The organism is Paenibacillus glufosinatiresistens (assembly GCF_031470375.1).
GTDB classification, from domain to species: Bacteria; Bacillota; Bacilli; order Paenibacillales; family Paenibacillaceae; genus Paenibacillus_AQ; species Paenibacillus_AQ glufosinatiresistens.
Genome location: NZ_JAVFHT010000003.1, coordinates 96895 through 113353, shown reverse-complemented (window position 1 = coordinate 113353; position 16459 = coordinate 96895). Strand labels below are relative to the sequence as shown.

14 protein-coding genes are annotated in these 16459 nt (G+C 57.3%); all 14 read right to left on the bottom strand.

Annotation, left to right across the window (positions count from 1 at the left end):
- Position 1: 1 nt before the first annotated feature.
- A complete protein-coding gene (gene nusA, locus RBI05_RS05485) occupies positions 2–1099 on the bottom strand; it encodes a transcription termination factor NusA (protein WP_150457263.1) in 1098 nt (365 codons plus the stop codon).
- A 28-nt stretch (positions 1100–1127) separates the two neighbouring features.
- The gene (gene rimP / locus RBI05_RS05480) at positions 1128–1589 is read right to left on the bottom strand and encodes a ribosome maturation factor RimP (protein ID WP_310550360.1); all 462 of its coding nucleotides are present in this window, start codon (positions 1587–1589) and stop codon (positions 1128–1130) included.
- Between the two features lie 165 nt (positions 1590–1754).
- Positions 1755–6083, bottom strand: a complete 4329-nt coding sequence (locus RBI05_RS05475; RefSeq protein WP_310550359.1) for a PolC-type DNA polymerase III — start codon at positions 6081–6083, stop codon at positions 1755–1757.
- A gap of 145 nt (positions 6084–6228) precedes the next feature.
- Positions 6229–7677: a proline--tRNA ligase gene (gene proS, locus RBI05_RS05470; RefSeq protein ID WP_310550358.1), complete on the bottom strand. Its 1449-nt coding sequence runs from the start codon at positions 7675–7677 to the stop codon at positions 6229–6231.
- Between the two features lie 75 nt (positions 7678–7752).
- Entirely contained in the window at positions 7753–9027 is a 1275-nt protein-coding gene (rseP, locus tag RBI05_RS05465) for an RIP metalloprotease RseP (RefSeq protein ID WP_310550357.1), read from the bottom strand.
- Between the two features lie 107 nt (positions 9028–9134).
- Positions 9135–10274 carry a 1-deoxy-D-xylulose-5-phosphate reductoisomerase gene (locus tag RBI05_RS05460; protein WP_310550356.1) on the bottom strand — a complete coding sequence of 380 codons (1140 nt, stop codon included), beginning with the start codon at positions 10272–10274 and terminating at the stop codon, positions 9135–9137.
- Between the two features lie 30 nt (positions 10275–10304).
- Positions 10305–11108 (bottom strand): phosphatidate cytidylyltransferase, encoded by an 804-nt coding sequence (locus RBI05_RS05455; protein ID WP_310550355.1) that lies wholly within the window; start codon positions 11106–11108, stop codon positions 10305–10307.
- A gap of 20 nt (positions 11109–11128) precedes the next feature.
- On the bottom strand, positions 11129–11896 hold the full coding sequence (locus RBI05_RS05450) for an isoprenyl transferase (protein ID WP_150457256.1): 768 nt from the start codon (positions 11894–11896) through the stop codon (positions 11129–11131).
- A 76-nt stretch (positions 11897–11972) separates the two neighbouring features.
- Positions 11973–12527: a ribosome recycling factor gene (frr, locus tag RBI05_RS05445; protein ID WP_150457255.1), complete on the bottom strand. Its 555-nt coding sequence runs from the start codon at positions 12525–12527 to the stop codon at positions 11973–11975.
- A complete protein-coding gene (gene pyrH, locus RBI05_RS05440; RefSeq protein ID WP_150457254.1) occupies positions 12527–13255 on the bottom strand; it encodes a UMP kinase in 729 nt (242 codons plus the stop codon). Before pyrH ends, frr begins: the two co-directional genes overlap by 1 nt.
- Positions 13256–13439: 184 nt before the next feature.
- Entirely contained in the window at positions 13440–14090 is a 651-nt protein-coding gene (gene tsf, locus RBI05_RS05435) for a translation elongation factor Ts (RefSeq protein WP_150457253.1), read from the bottom strand.
- Between the two features lie 237 nt (positions 14091–14327).
- Complete coding sequence (gene rpsB / locus RBI05_RS05430; protein WP_150457252.1) at positions 14328–15029, bottom strand: 30S ribosomal protein S2; 702 nt, start codon at positions 15027–15029, stop codon at positions 14328–14330.
- 159 nt (positions 15030–15188) lie between these two features.
- The gene (locus RBI05_RS05425) at positions 15189–15863 is read right to left on the bottom strand and encodes a hypothetical protein (RefSeq protein WP_310550354.1); all 675 of its coding nucleotides are present in this window, start codon (positions 15861–15863) and stop codon (positions 15189–15191) included.
- Complete coding sequence (locus tag RBI05_RS05420; protein WP_310550353.1) at positions 15860–16435, bottom strand: DUF6115 domain-containing protein; 576 nt, start codon at positions 16433–16435, stop codon at positions 15860–15862. Before RBI05_RS05420 ends, RBI05_RS05425 begins: the two co-directional genes overlap by 4 nt.
- Positions 16436–16459 lie beyond the last annotated feature (24 nt).

The following is a 16459-nucleotide window of genomic DNA, read 5'->3' as shown; positions in this document are numbered from 1 at the left end:
CTTAGTCGATCGAGACGGAATCCTGAGGCATTTCATCGCCAGGCGTCTTCGGTCTGCCGAATTCCTGCTCCGCCTGGGTCTCGCTCTTGATGTCGATCTTCCAGCCGGTCAGCTTGGCGGCCAGGCGGGCGTTCTGTCCTTTGATGCCGATCGCCAGTGAGAGCTGGTAATCCGGCACGATGACGCGGGCCATCTTCTCTGCCTCGAACACCTGCACCTCCAGCACCTTGGAAGGGCTGAGCGCATTGGCTACATATTCCTCCACCGATTCCGAATAACGGACGATGTCGATCTTCTCGCCCCGAAGTTCCGTGACGATGGTCTGCACGCGCGTTCCTCTCGGACCGACGCAGGAGCCGACCGGATCGACTTCCGCATTGCGGGAGTAGACGGCAATCTTGGAGCGGAAGCCGGCTTCGCGGGCAACGGAACGAATCTCGACCACGCCGTCGAAGATTTCCGGAACTTCAAGCTCGAACAGACGTTTCAGCAGGCCGGGATGGGTACGGGAGAGCAGAATCTGCGGCCCCTTGGTCGTATTCTCCACCTTTGTAATGTAAGCCTTGATCCGTTCGCCGTGCTTGAATTTCTCCCCGGGCATCAGCTCGGTCAGCGGGAGCACGGCTTCAATCTTGCCGAGATCCACATAAATATTGCGAAGGTCCTGGCGCTGCACGAGACCGGTCACAATATCCTCTTCCTTGTCGATAAAAGCGTTATAAATAAGGCCGCGCTCGGCTTCGCGAATGCGCTGCGTTACAACCTGCTTCGCGGTCTGGGCGGCAATCCGTCCAAAGTCGCGCGGTGTGACTTCGAGTTCCGCCACGTCTTCCAGCTGAAAATGCGGGTTGATCTCCCGGGCCGCCGGCAGGGAAATCTCGGTGCGGGAATCCAGCACCTCTTCCACGATCAGCTTGCGCGCGAACACCTTGATGACGCCCGTATTACGGTTCATATCTACGCGCACGTTCTGCGCGGCGTTGAAGTTTCGCTTGTAGCTGGAGATCAGCGCAGCTTCGATGGCCTCGAACAGCACATCCTTGCTGATACCTTTCTCTCTTTCCAGTTCATTCATAGCTTCGATAAAATCCATACTCATGAAAAATCCGGTCCCCCTTTCAAGTACGTTAGAATATAATCGCCAATCGCGCGCTGGCGACTTTGGCATACGGAACAGTGTGCTGCTTCTTGCCCGCGGAGATAAGCAGTTCCTCATTCTCGAACGACAACAGCCGGCCCTCGAATTCCTTCAGACCGCCGATCGGCTCATAGGTCGTAACAAATACATCCTTGCCGACCGCCTTGCGCACATCGTCGGCCTTCTTCAGCGGCCGTTCCGCCCCGGGCGAAGATACCTCCAGAAAATAGGCGCCCTCGATCGGATCATTCTCGTCCAGCTTGGCGCTCAGGTATTCGCTGATCACGCCGCAGTCGTCGATGTCGATGCCGCCTTCCTTGTCCACAAACACACGCAGAAAGTAATTGGAGCCTTCCTTGACATACTCTACGTCAACCAGCTCGAAACCGTTGTCGTCCAGGTAGGGTTTCAGCATTTCTTCGACCGTACCTTTAATTTTGGGTGTGCTCAAATGAAAATAACCTCCACGAACTCGTAAATTCTGGCATTTCAAAGCTAAAGAGTGGGTTTCCCCACTCTCTCGCAAACGGACTTATCTCATTATTACCAAGAAAAATTATACCATAGCGAGGGCAAGACTGACAAGTGGCGAACCTTGACCGTACCTTCGCGCCGGTTAAAAGAGCGACAGCTGGTTGCTCTCCGGCAGACCGCGGAAGCAGCCCATATTCGTCAGCATCTCCACGATCGTCTTGCTCGCCTTCGACCGCTGCTGGAAATCCTCAATCGACAGGAATTCCCCGCCGTCCTTGGCGGCGGCGATATTGCGCGCCGCGTTGTCGCCGATGCCGGCCATCGCCGAGAAGGGCGGAATCAGGCTGTCGCCGTCGACGGTGAAGCGGGTCGCATCCGAGCGGTAGAGGTCGAGGCTTTTGAAGGTGAAGCCCCGGGCGGTCATCTCCAGCGCCATCTCCAGAATCGGCAGCAGCGCCTTCTCTTTCGGCTGGGCCTGGAAGCCCTTTTGCTCTATTTCAATTATGGCCTTGAGAATCGCGTCGTATCCCTTGCAGCAGAGTTCAATATCGAAATCCGCCGCACGTACGGAGAAATAGGTCGCATAATATTCGATCGGGTAATACAGCTTGAAATAAGCGGTCCGGACGGCCGAGATGACATAGGCGGCGGCGTGGGCTTTCGGGAACATGTACTGGATCTTGAGGCAGGAATCAATGTACCACTGCGGCACTTTGCACTTCTTCATCTCGTCGATCCATTCCGGTGTAAGACCCTTGCCTTTGCGGACGCTCTCGGTGATCTTGAAGGCGAGACCCGCATCCATGCCCGCTTTGTAGATCAGATAGAGCATAATGTCGTCGCGGCAGCCGATTACGGTCTTGATGTTGCAGGTTCCGTTCTTGATCAGTTCCTGCGCATTGCCGAGCCAGACGCCCGTTCCGTGCGACAGTCCCGAAATCTGCAGAAGGTCGGCAAAGCTCGACGGCTTCGACTCCACCAGCATCTGGCGGACGAACTTCGTTCCCATCTCGGGAACGCCGTAGGTGGCAACGGGAGTGCGGATCTGCTCCGGCGTCACGCCGAGCGCTTCCGTCGAGTTGAACAGGCTCATCACCTTCGGATCGTTCATCGGAATCGAAATCGGGTCCACCCCGGTGAGGTCCTGGAGCATACGCATCATGGTCGGATCGTCGTGTCCCAGAATATCGAGCTTCAGCAGGTTCGAATCGAAGGCGTGGTAGTCAAAATGGGTCGTCTTCCACTCGGCGTTCACATCGTCCGCCGGGTACTGCACCGGCGTGATATCTTCGACCTCCATGTAATCCGGAACGACGACGATGCCGCCGGGATGCTGGCCGGTGCTGCGCTTGACGCCCGTACAGCCGGCCGCAAGCCGGCTCAGCTCCGCTCCGCGCCAGCGCTTGTGGTGGTCTTCTTCGTACTTCTTGGCGAAGCCGTACGCAGTCTTCTCGGCCACGGTGCCGATGGTGCCGGCGCGGAATACGCTTTTCTCCCCGAACATGACCTTCGTGAAGTTGTGCGCCTGCGGCTGGTATTCCCCGGAGAAGTTAAGGTCGATATCGGGAACCTTGTCTCCCTTGAAGCCGAGGAACGTCTCGAACGGAATGTCCTGGCCCTCGCCCTTGAGCATGCCGCCGCAGTCCGGACACAGCTTGTCCGGCAAGTCGAATCCGCTCGGCACGCTTCCGTCCAGGAACCACTCGCTGTACCGGCAGTCGGCGTTGCGGCAAATATAGTGCGCCGGCAGCGGGTTCACCTCGGAGATGCCGAGGAAGGTCGCCACGACCGAAGAGCCTACGGAACCGCGGGAACCGACCAGGTAGCCGTCGCGGTTCGACTTTTTGACGAGCCGTTCCGAGATCAGGTAGTTGGCGGAGAAGCCGTACTTGATAATCGGCTCCAATTCTTTCTCCAGCCGGGCCACGACGACTTCAGGCAGCTCCTCGCCATAGATCGAACGCGCCGTCTGGTAGCAGGTATCGCGAATCTCCTGCTCCGCCCCTTCAATGTTGGGGGTGAACAATTCGGACGGGAACAGCGGATATTCCTCGAATCGGTCGGCAAGCGCCACCGTGTTGTCCACCACGACCTCCATCGCCTTCTCCGCACCCAGAAAAGCAAACTCCTCCAGCATCTCGTCCGTTGTCCGGAAATGGGCATCCGGCTTGCGCTGGTCCTTCAGCGGGCTGAAGCCGGTGATTCCATGAATCGTAATGTCGCGGAACAGCTTGTCCCGAGGGTCCAGATAATGAACGTTGCCGGTGGCAATGACCGGCTTGTTCAGCTTCTCGCCGATGTCGCATACCCGCCGCACGCAGTCCCGAAGCTCATCGGGGCTTGCGACGAAGCCCTTGTCCACCAGATGCATGTACATGGTCAGAGGCTGAATCTCCAGCACGTCGTAGAAGGCGGCGACTTCGATCGCCTCTTCCACCGATTTGTTCAGGACCGCCTCGAAGAACTCGCCGCGCTCGCAGCCGGAAATCACCAGCAGGCCTTCCCGCAGCTCTACAAGCTTGGAGCGGGGAATGCAAGGCACCCGTTTGAAGTATTCGGTGTGGGAGAGAGAAATCAGCTTATACAGATTCTTCTTCCCGACCGCGTTCAAGGCATAGATGCCGCAGTGAAACGGCCGCGTATTGGACAGATCCTTGCCGACATAATCGTTCAGCCGGTCCAGCATCGTCAGTCCCTTCAATTTCTCGGCATCGGCCAGCAGGCCGTTCAGAATGCCGCCGAGCGCCACGGTATCGTCCACCGCCCGGTGATGGCTCTCCAGCAGCACTTTGTATTTGTCCGCCAATGTGTTCAGCCGGTGGTTCTTCATATTCGGATGCAGCAGCCGCGCCAGCTCCAGCGTATCCAGGAACGGGTTGGTCATCTGCGGCTTGCCGTGTTTGGCCAGCATGGCCTGAATGAAGCCCATATCGAACCGGGCGTTGTGCGCAACGAGCACGGCATCCCCGGCAAAAGCGGTGAATTCGTCCAACACCGGCGCAATGTCCGGGGCATCCTTGACCATTTCGTCCGTAATGTTGGTCAGCTGCTGAATGTGATACGGAATCTTCTCATGCGGGTTCACGAACGTCGTATAGCGGTCAATCTCCTGCCCGCCCTGCATCTTCACGGCTGCAAGTTCGGTAATGTTGTTGCGGGTAATCGAAAGACCCGTGGTCTCGATGTCGAAGACGACATAGGTTGCCGTCTTCAGGTCCAGCGGCTGCGGATTCTCCACGACCGCGACGGAGTCGTTGACCACATTGGCCTCTACGCCGTACAGCATTTTGATGCCGTTCTTCTTCGCCGCCTTGGCGGCTTCCGGATAACACTGCACTCCGCCGTGGTCGGTCACGGCGATGGCGGGATGTCCCCACTTGGCTGCCGTCTTGATGTAGGCGTCGATCGGCGTTACCGCGTCCATCGTGCTCATTGCACTGTGCAGATGAAATTCCACCCGCTTGCGCTCGGCATTGTCCTTGCGGACCGGCGGAGCCGATACTTCGGCCAGGTCCGACGGAATCATGACAAGCTCCGGCGTCTGCATGAACCGGTCGTACTCGACACGGCCGCGCGCCTTGATCCATTTGCCGTTGGCCAGCTGGCCCATGACCTTCAAATCTTCCTTGTTCTTGGCGAACAGCTTCATTTGCAGCGAATCGGTAAAATCGGTAACGAAGAAGGTGAACAGCGTGCTTCCGTTGCGGAGCTCCTTGCTGTCCAGTCCGAAGATCGTTCCCTGAACGGTAATCTTCTTCTCCTCATCCTGAAGCTCGACAAGCGGAACCGGCGGCTCTTTGATGTCATAGCCGATCAGGAGCGGCACCGCTTCCGCCCCGTCGGCCACTTCTGCCAGTTCGTCAGCTTCGCGTGCCATCGTCATCATCTGCTCGATGTATTCGCGCTCTTCGCGCTGAAGCTTCTGTTGGAACTCCTCGAAGACTTCAGTCGGGTTCGCCGTCTCGGCCTGCTCGATCTTCACCCTCAGCGGCAGATCAAAATAGCGGGAATAGAACGTGATGATGGCCTTGTCAATCTCTTTCTTGCGGGCCAGCTCCAGCGACATACCGTCGCTCATGCTCAAATGCAGCGTCTCGCCCTCCAGGGTCTGCGAGGAACGGGACAGCCATCCGCTCGAAGACGGAATCTTCCGCTGTACCCACTCCTGGAACAGCCCCCAGTATTCCTGCACGATGTCGGCTCGGCTCACGGCCTCCCCGTACCGGAACAAGAAGCTGACCTGGGCGATATGCGACAGACGTTCCCGGATGCGCAGACTGAACGTGCGGTACGCCTGTGCGGGCACCAGAGCCGGTTTGACGACGACGACATGCCAGTCCCGGTTGCCCCGGCTGATCTCTACCCGCTCAATATAGCCATCCGTAAAGTGCTCGTCAATCAGAGCCGGCGGCAGCTCGCCCTGTCTCATCAGCAGCTCGAACCGTTTGCGTTGTTCCCCGTTGTGCTCCATGCTTCCTCCTGCCTTTATCTGAAACTATCCTCTCGCCTGGTACCGGCCTGTATCTATTACGCCGCGCTTTCCGGCAAACAAATGCCGCCCTTGAGACAAGGACGGCATCATCATGTAGTCCGCGGAAGCGGGCTGGGCTTGCTGCTTAGTACGCTTTGGCAAAAACAACCGTATGAGCGGCGGCTTCACCGCAGCAGACGCATACCATCTTCTTCTCGGCCGGCTTAAACGGAATGTTCCGGCTGGTTGCGCCGGTCTCTTCCTTGACCTTGCTCTCGCATTCGTCGGAACCGCACCATCCGGCCAGGGCAAAGCCCCGTTTCTCTTCCATTTGCGCCTTCATTTCTTCCATCGTGTCTACGGAATGGAAATGCTCCTCGCGGAAGCTCAGCGCCCGCTCGAACATTTCGCGGTGTACCTGCTCCAGCATGTCCTGCACTTCCTGAACCAGATTCTCCTGCCGGACCACCTTCTTCTCTCCGCTGATGCGGGAGACGAGTACGCAGACCCCATTCTCCATATCGCGAGGTCCCAGTTCCAGACGAACCGGCACGCCGCGCATTTCGTACTCGTTGAATTTCCAGCCCGGCGTTACATCCGTCCGGTCATCGACCCGCACCCGGATACCGGCCTTCTTCAGCTCGCGGAACAGTTCGTCCGTCCGGCCTACCACGGCATCCCGTGTCTTCGGAGGACCGATCGGAATCATGATCACCTGCGTCGGAGCCACCTTCGGCGGCAGCGCCAGACCGCGGTCGTCGCCGTGCACCATGATCATCGAACCGATCAGGCGGGTGCTTGTCCCCCAGGAAGTGGTGTGCACATACTCCAGGTTGTTGTCCCGGCTGAGGTATTTGATATCAAAAGCGACGGCAAACTTCGTGCCGAGATAATGCGACGTGCCCGCCTGCACCGCGCGTCCGTCCTTCATCATCGCTTCGATGGAATACGTATCCACCGCACCGGCAAAACGTTCGGACGGCGTCTTCTGTCCGGTAATGACCGGGATAGCAAGGAAGCCCTCTACAAAATCGCGGTAGACCTCCAGCATCTGCATGGTCTCTTCCCGGGCTTCCGTCTCGTTCTCATGGGCGGTATGGCCTTCCTGCCACAGGAATTCGCTTGTCCGGAGGAAAGGCAGCGTCCGTTTCTCCCAGCGGACGACGTTGGCCCACTGGTTAATCAGCACCGGCAGGTCGCGGTAGGACTGAATCCACTTGGAATACATGTGGCCGATCATGGTCTCCGAGGTCGGACGGATGGCCAGGCGCTCTTCCAGCTTCTCTCCGCCCGCTTCGGTTACCCAAGGCAGCTCGGGATTGAAGCCTTCCACATGCTCCTTTTCCTTCTGGAAGAAGCTCTCCGGAATGAACAGCGGGAAATAGGCATTCCGGTGGCCTGTCTCCTTGAAACGGCGGTTCATCTCTTCCTGGATATGCTCCCAGATTTCATAACCGTCCGGCTTGAAGACGATGCAGCCTCTGACCGGCGAGTAATCCATCAGATCGGCCTTTTTGATAACATCGATATACCAGCGGGAGAAGTCTTCTCCCTGCGGTGTAATTTCCGTAACGAATTGTTTGTCTTTGGACATAGAATGGATTTCCTCCCGTTAATGAGTCCGGTCCGGCTCTCCTTGAAGGAGAACCAGCTGCCGGGCATGATCGGATTATCCGCTGATCAGGCGCAAAATATCGTTGTACGTTACCGCAATCATCAGCAGGAACAGCATTGCGAAGCCCACGAAGTGGACCATGCCCTCATGGCCCGGGTCGACCGGCTTCCCGCGGAGAGCCTCCACGCCGAGGAATACGAGCCGGCTTCCGTCCAGCGCCGGAATCGGCAGCAGGTTGAAGATCCCGAGATATAGGCTGAGAATGGCGGCCCAGTGGGTCAAATACTCAATCCCCTGCTGGGCAATCTGCCCCGTCAGCTCGAACGTGCGGACCGGTCCGCCAATGTCGTCCATGTTGAAGCGGTTGATGAGCTGCTTGAATCCAAGGAAAATCGCTTTGGTCGTATCGACCATGGCGTGTCCTGACCCGGTAATCGTCTCGCCGATCGTAGCCGACCGAGTCGGAAGCACCGGCGTAATGCCGACTTTGGCTCCCTCCTGGCCTTCCATGGTACGCGGCGTCAGCGTGAAATTCAGCGTCTCGTCGCCGCGTTTCACTGCCCAGTCCATCGGTTTGCCGTTGGATGCGGACGTCATGTCGATCATCTTCTGATAATCGGCTCCGATCAGTTCGCCGTTGATGGAGTATACGATATCCCCTTTATGCATGCCGGCTTCCTCCGCCGGCATCCCGGCGGCCACATCGCCGATCTTGACATAAGTGGGATTCTCTACCGCAACGCCTGCCATCTGGATGTAGAGGGCAAAGAGAATAAAGGCAAGCAGGAAATTCATCAGCGGCCCGGCAAAAATCGCCAGAGCGCGCTGCCCGACCGTCTTGCTGCCGTACTGGCGGTCCCGCGGCGCAATCTGGATCTGCTGGCTGCCCTTGACCATCATCGCTCTCGGATCGACGTCATAGACGGCCACTTCCCCGTCGACATCCAGACGGACCTTCAGTTCCTGCTCCAGGTCAATAAACTGCACTTCGCCGCGAATGACATTGCGGCGGGTATCGAGCTGATCGACGTAGATCTTCTTGATGATGTCCTTGTCGCCCAGCCGCACCGCAATGGTCTGTCCCGTCTGGATCTCGACGATTTCCGGATCTTCGCCCGCCATGCGGGCATATCCGCCAAACGGCAGCAAACGGAGGGTGAACTGGGTTTCATCGCGTTTATAGGAGAACAGTTTCGGACCGAAACCGATCGCAAATTCCCGAACCAGAATACCGGCACGCTTGGCAAAATAATAATGCCCCCATTCATGCACCGTCACCAGGACGAAGAACATGAGCACCGTCATAAATACGACCTGAACCATATGCAAGCGTAAATACCCCCTTCAGGTGAGACCCGACTATGTCCTATTAATTTATCATTATTCAAGGACCGGGCACAAGAGAATCAACGGGTTCTTCCTAATTTTGGGTCTCCCTACAGTTCGGCTGCCAGCTTCCGGGCGGCCCGGTCGCATTCTTCGATCGCCTCGAGGCCGGGCAGCGTGATATTCGCCTGACGCTGGATCACTTCTTCCAGAATTTCTTCAATCCGCAGGAACGAAATCTCGCCGCGCAAGAAACGGGCTACGGCCGCTTCGTTGGCGGCGTTGAAGGCGGTGGTCAGCAGGCCGCCGGCCTTGCCGCACTCAATGGCCAGACGCAGCGCCGGATAGCGCTCGTAATCCATCTCGCGGAAGTGGAGCTGCCCTACCTTGGCAAGCGACAGCCGTTCGCCTGGGGATACAAGCCGGCGTGGGTAAGTCAGCGCATATTGAATCGGCACCCGCATGTCAGGGTTGCCGAGCTGGGCAATGATGCTGGTGTCCTGAAACTCGACAAAGGAATGGATGATGCTCTCCGGGTGAAGCAATACGGAAATCTGCTCATACGGAAGCCCGAACAGCCAGTGGGCCTCGATGACTTCAAGCCCCTTGTTGACCATTGTCGCCGAATCGATGGTGATTTTGGCGCCCATGCTCCAGTTCGGGTGGCGAAGCGCATCCTCAACGGTCACATCCTTCAGCTGTTCCCGGTTCAAGTGCCGGAAGGAACCGCCGGAGGCCGTCAGCGTAATGCCGGCCAGATCTTCGCGGGGCTCTCCGTTGAGGCACTGAAAGATAGCGGAATGCTCGCTGTCGACCGGAAGAACAGCCGCTCCGCGGGCCCGGGCCAGTTCGGTAACGAGATGGCCGGCGGTGACCAGTGTCTCCTTGTTCGCAAGTCCGATATCCCGTCCGGCTTCCAGAGCCGCAAGCGTCGGGCGCAGACCTACGCTGCCCATTACAGCGGTAACGACCAGTTCAGCATCGCCGCCTGCGGCAAGTTCGACCAGTCCTTCGTTCCCGTAAAAGAGTTCCGTCCCTGCCGGCAGGTGAGGAGCAAGCTTGTCTGCCTGCTCGGGACCGGCTACGGATACGCGGCGGGGTCTGAAGCGCCGGACCTGCTCCAGAAGCAGGTCTGTATTGCCGCCGGCCGCCAGACCGTCGATTACGAATTCCTCGGGATGATGAGCTACGACATCCAGGGTCTGGGTCCCGATGGAACCGGTGGACCCGAGCACTACAATTCGTTTCACGATTGAATCCGTCCTTTAGGTTATTTTATCTCACAGATAAGGCATCAGCGTCATCAAATGAACAAACGGAAAGACGATCAGCCAGCTGTCGCAGCGGTCCAGAATGCCTCCGTGTCCGGGCAGCAGCGATCCGGAATCCTTGATGCCGTAGACGCGTTTGTACGCCGACTGCACCAGGTCTCCAAGCTGACCGACCACTGCGCAGGACAGGCCGATAAGAAGCGCACGCCCGGCGGAGAACAAATCGGTATGGAATAGCCAGAATACGACGGCGATAATCATGGCGATCAGAACTCCGCCGGCCGCTCCTTCCACCGTCTTGTTCGGGCTGATGGCCGGCCACAGCTTGTTGCGGCCGACTGCGCGGCCGACAAAATAAGCGCCCGCATCGCTGCCCCAAATGCAGCAGAGCAGCAGAAAGGTCCAGTAAATCCCATGGCCGTCTCCTGCCGCGCGGGAGGCGGCCATGTAAGCAAAGCCAGTCCCTATGTACACCGTACCAACGAAGAGCAGCGCAGCGGCTCCGATGTTCACCCGGTTCTTGGTGAACACCGTAAGGAGCAGGAACAGCAGCAGCAGGAGCCACATGCCCTGCTCAAAGGAAAAGATCGGCGATCTGTCAAGCAGCCGCCAGGGAATCATGAAGCCGATCAGAGCGGCATATGCGATTGCAGCCGCTGTCCCGATGGGCGGCGTCTTCGTCATTTTGATAAATTCATATAAACCGATCAGAGCCATTGCAGTCAGCAGCAGATGGTAACCCCACCCGCCCAGCAGTGTCAATCCCAAGAACAAAGCTCCGGCCCAAAGACCGGTAATCAATCGCTGCTTCAACGACTATCGTCTCCCCTCGCCTACTTCAACCCGCCGTATCTGCGTGTGCGGCGCTGATATTCCGCCACCGCCTGGAGCAGATGTTCTTTGTTGAATTCGGGCCAGTATATATCGGTAAACCATAATTCACTGTACGCGAGCTGCCAGAGCATGAAGTTGCTGAGCCTCATTTCACCGCTCGTGCGGATCAGCAGGTCCGGGTCCGGCATACCGCCCGACAACAACCGGCTGTCAATCAGTTCAGCCGTGATTTGTTCCGGTGACAGCTGGCCGGCAGCAATCTCGCGGCCGAGCTCCTGCATGCAGACCTCCAGTTCCTTGCGTCCTCCGTAATTCAAGGCAAAATTCAGCACCAGTCCGGTATTGTGCCGGGTCCGCGCCACCGCTTCTTCCATCGCCCTGCGGGTAAAGGAAGGCAGCGCATCTTCATCGCCCATGACCCGAACCCGCACATTCTTCTCAATCAGCTCATCCAGTTCAATCGCAAGGAATTCTTCGGGCAGCCTCATCAGGAAATCCACTTCTTCTTTCGGTCGTTTCCAGTTCTCCGTAGAGAAAGCATACATCGTCAAGTATTCAATGCCGAGCTCGTCGGCGGCAATCGTCGCGCGTTTGACGGCCTTCATCCCGTTCTGGTGGCCCACAATCCGCGGCAGACCGAGCCGTTTGGCCCAGCGGCCGTTGCCGTCCATGATGATCGCCACATGCTTCGGTATATTGTCCGGTGAAATTTCGACCGGCTGCTGCCTCTCTTCCCGGCCCAGCCAGGATTGTACCCGTTTGATCATCGCCGTTTCCTCCAAGCTCCTGCGAGAAAGAGACAAACCCCACCGTTGGAGGAGGGGCCGTTATCTCGAGATTATCCTAGACTTCCATGATTTCCTTTTCTTTGGCTGCAAGCACCTTGTCGACTTCGGCAATGAACTTGTCCGTTGTCTTCTGGATGCTCTCCTGGTGTCCCCGGGACTCGTCCTCGGAGATGCCGTTCTTCTCCATCTTCTTGATGTCGTCGTTGGCATCGCGCCGGATGTTGCGAATCGCTACCTTCGACTCTTCGCCGAACTTCTTCGTCAGCTTGACCAGCTCGGCCCGGCGTTCCTCCGTCAGCGCAGGAATGGAGAGGCGGATCGTCATTCCGTCGTTGGCAGGCGTCAAGCCGAGATCCGACTTCATGATCGCACGCTCAATGTCGGAGAGCGACGATTTGTCCCAAGGCTGGATCAGCAGCGTCCGGGAATCCGGTGTATTAATGTTCGCCAGCTGGTTGACCGGCGTCGGCGCTCCGTAATATTCGACCTGAATCCGGTCGAGCAGAGCCGGGGTCGCACGGCCCGCGCGCAGCGTGGCCAGATCGCGTTTCAGCGCCGAAATCGCTTTTTCCATGCGTTCTTCGGCGTTTTTCTTAACCGATTGCGGCATTATTCTACACTCCCTTTGACAATCGTCCCGATCTTCTCGCCCAGGACGACGCGTTTGATGTTGCCTTGCTCCGTAATCGCAAAGACAATCAGCGGTATGTTGTTATCCATGCACAGCGACGAGGCCGTGGAGTCCATGACGCCCAGATTCTTGTTCAGGACGTCCAGGTAAGTAAGCTGTTCGTACTTCTCTGCCGTGCTGTCCTTGAACGGGTCGGCCGAATATACGCCGTCGACCTTGTTCTTGGCCATCAGTATAACCTCGGCTTCGATCTCGGCTGCACGCAGCGCTGCGGTCGTGTCGGTCGAGAAGAACGGATTGCCCGTTCCCGCCGCAAAAATAACGACCCGTCCCTTCTCCAGATGGCGAATCGCCCGTCTCCGGATGTAGGGCTCGGCGATCTGCTGCATCGAAATCGACGTCTGAACCCGGGTCGGCACATCGATCTGCTCCAGCGCGTCCTGCAGCGCCAAGGAGTTCATGACTGTAGCCAGCATTCCCATGTAATCTGCGGTTGCCCGGTCGATTCCGCTCGCACTGCCGGCGATGCCGCGCCAGATGTTGCCTCCGCCGCATACGATGGCTACCTGAACGCCAAGCTCGACGACTTCCTTGATCTGCTCCGCAATGGACTGGATCGTATCCGCATCGATGCCGTATCCGTTCGGTCCTGCCAGCGATTCTCCGCTGACCTTCAGCACTACTCTTTTAAATACCGGCTGTTCCAAATCGTTATACCTCACTTTACATGGCGCCCATTCGGGCCCGGGTTGGGGCGCGCTCCGCACGGGTGTACGGGAGCAGCGGTGAAATCAAGGCCTTTTGCGTACAAAAGACGGAACACCGTAAAATGTGTTCCGCTCTTGACGATGCCCTATGGATTCGTAGAAAGCGGGTCGGCCGCTTGCCGGATTATTGTTTGACTTGAGCCATAACTTCTTCTACGAAGTTGTCGACTTTCTTCTCCAGGCCTTCGCCCAGTTCAAAGCGGGCAAAGCGGCGGATCGAAATGTTCTCGCCGATTGTGCTGATCTTCTCGTTCAGCATGCTGGAGATCGTCTTGTCGGGGTCCTTGATGAACGCCTGTTCCATCAGGCAGTGTTCTTCGTAGAACTTGCTGATGCGGCCTTCGACCATCTTCTCGACAATCTTCTCCGGCTTGCCTTCGTTCAGCGCTTGAGCCTTAAGAATCTCCTTCTCCTTCTCGACTTCTTCAGCCGGAACTTCTTCACGGCGAACATAGCGAGGGCTGGCGGCTGCGATCTGCATGGCGATATCGCGGGCGAATTCCTTGAACTGGTCGGTTTTGCCGACAAAGTCCGTTTCGCAGTTGATCTCGACCAGCACGCCGATGCGGCCTCCGGCATGGATGTAGGATTCTACGACGCCTTCAGTAGCTACGCGGCCGGCTTTGTTGGCGGCTGCGGACAGGCCCTTCTCGCGAAGGATTTCGATGGCTTTCGTCAGATCGCCATTCGCTTCTTCCAGTGCTTTTTTGCAGTCCAGCATGCCGGCGCCGGTTCTTTCACGAAGTTCTTTAACGGATTTTGCATCTACTGCCATAGGTTAGTCCCTCCAGGTTATGGGCGAATTAGCGCCCTGATTTCTTGCATGATAAGCAGAAGCGGGTTCAATCGTCTTCCATGAAGACGGCGTCCGTTTCTGCGGGAATATCAGACCCGTATAAGACCAGAGGGTTTATACGCTGATATTTTAAAAAAAGGGCAGTGAGAGGTTATCCACCTGCCAACCACCCTTTTTGTTTAAGTTCATGTGTAATGCGCGATATCCGATAACGGCTTACGCAGTCGTTGTATCTTCGCCTTGGTGAGCTTCCACAACGGCATCGGCCATTTTACCAGTCAGCAGCTTAACGGCGCGGATGGCGTCGTCGTTGCCCGGGATTACATAGTCGATTTCGTCCGGATCACAGTTCGTGTCGACGATCGCTACAATCGGGATACCCAATTTGCGAGCTTCGGCTACTGCGATGCGCTCTTTGCGAGGGTCGATGATGAACAGGGCGCTTGGCAGACCCTTCATGTTCTTGATACCGCCCAGGAATTTCTCCAGACGTTCCTTCTCCTTGCGGAGAATGATAACTTCCTTCTTAGGCAGCACTTCGAACGTGCCGTCTACTTCCCAAGCTTCCAGCTTCTTCAGACGGTCGATACGCTTCTGGATCGTCGAGAAGTTGGTCAGCGTGCCGCCCAGCCAACGCTGGTTGATGTAGAACATGCCCGAACGTTCGGCTTCTTCCTTAACGGAATCCTGAGCCTGCTTCTTCGTGCCTACGAACAGGACAGTGCCGCCTTCGCCTGCTACGCTCTTAACAAAATTGTACGCTTCTTCTACTTTCTTGACTGTCTTCTGCAGGTCAATAATGTAGATTCCGTTTCTTTCGGTGAAGATATAACGATCCATCTTTGGGTTCCAACGACGAGTCTGGTGACCGAAGTGTACCCCAGCTTCGAGAAGCTGCTTCATGGAGATTACTGCCATCTTCACACACCTCCTAAGTATGGTTATTTGTGTGTTCCCTCCGCCGTTCTCATCTCGCCGCAAGACTTTCTTCGGAAGAAAGCACCGCTTGCGCCGATCCATCCGGCGTGTGTTTTAACACCGCTAATTAATATAGCATATGGGCACACCCGTTGCAAGCTAATCCTTGACTGTAATCAGCTTGACAATGATTGAATCCAGACTTTCTCCCGGCTTGAAGCTGTAGAGACCGTACTGGATTTTGCGCTGAATACCGCTGCTGTGGGCAGCGACCAGGAACTGGTCCTTGTCGGTGATGACTTCCGATGCCGCCAAAATATCGGCAACCTCGCTGAGCGTGGCGCCGTTCGGAATACGCAGCACAATCGGCTCCTTCGCTGATGCGGATGCCGGAGACGGCGCCTTCGGCGCCGCCGGCTTAACAAGCGGAGAAGACGAAGGAGAAGCCGGCTTGCCCGGCTCTGCCGGTTTCACAGCCGGCGCAGCTGCGCCGGCGGCTCCCCCCGCTGTTCCCGCAGAAGAAGCGGCCGGCTTCTTCCCGGCTGCCGGCTTGGACGTCGGCTTAGCCTTCGGGGCCGGAGAAGATGACGGGGACGGCTGTACAGAAGGAGCGGGAGAACCTGCCGGCGACGGGGAAGCCATGGCTCTCCACTCGTCTTCCGTCAGCAGCCGTTCATCCGCATCGACAATTCTCAGATTCCGCTCGGCCGCTTCCCGGATCAACTGCCCGCGGCTGGGCGCCGAGAGCCCCGCAGCATTCATTAGCTGCAGCAAAAGAGCTCCGGCGACCAGTCCGGAGCCCAGCCCGATCATAAAGGAACGATTCTTGATCACACCGATTCCTCCTCCTGCTTCGCCAGTTGGAGGATCAGTTGGACCTCTCCTTTTTGCATGCCGGTCTTCTTCGCTATGTAATCGATCGATTTGCCCTGTTCATGCAGTTCAAAAAGCCGCGGATATCTCGGCTTGATCGTACTGGCCGTCCGGGTGTTCTCTTCCTCTACACGATCCGCTCCGATTTTGCCTTCGCTTATCGTCTGCTCCTGCCGGACCGAAGCTGCGCCAGACAGCGCGACTTGAAGAAGACCGTTCTCGTTGGCCGCTACCCTCGCTTCCACCTGCGCGCTGGTCCGCCGAAGCTCTTCCAGCTGTCCCTTGAGCTCGGCAACCTGCTCCTGAAGAGCAGCCTGTCCGCTCTGGGACTGCGCTTTGATCGTGCCGAGCAGGTTGACCAGCTCTCCGTTCTCGCGCTCAATGTCCGCCATATACAGTTCAAGCGCCGCCTCGACTTCCTTGAGCGCCTGGCGGTCGCTATCCGCCGGTTTCGTCTTGGCGCGGGCCGGCAGAGTCAGGCCGAATGCAATCGCCACGAAACCCAGCAGCACAATATACCCCCATGGTTGCACAAGTCTTCTTCCTTTCTCTGAATC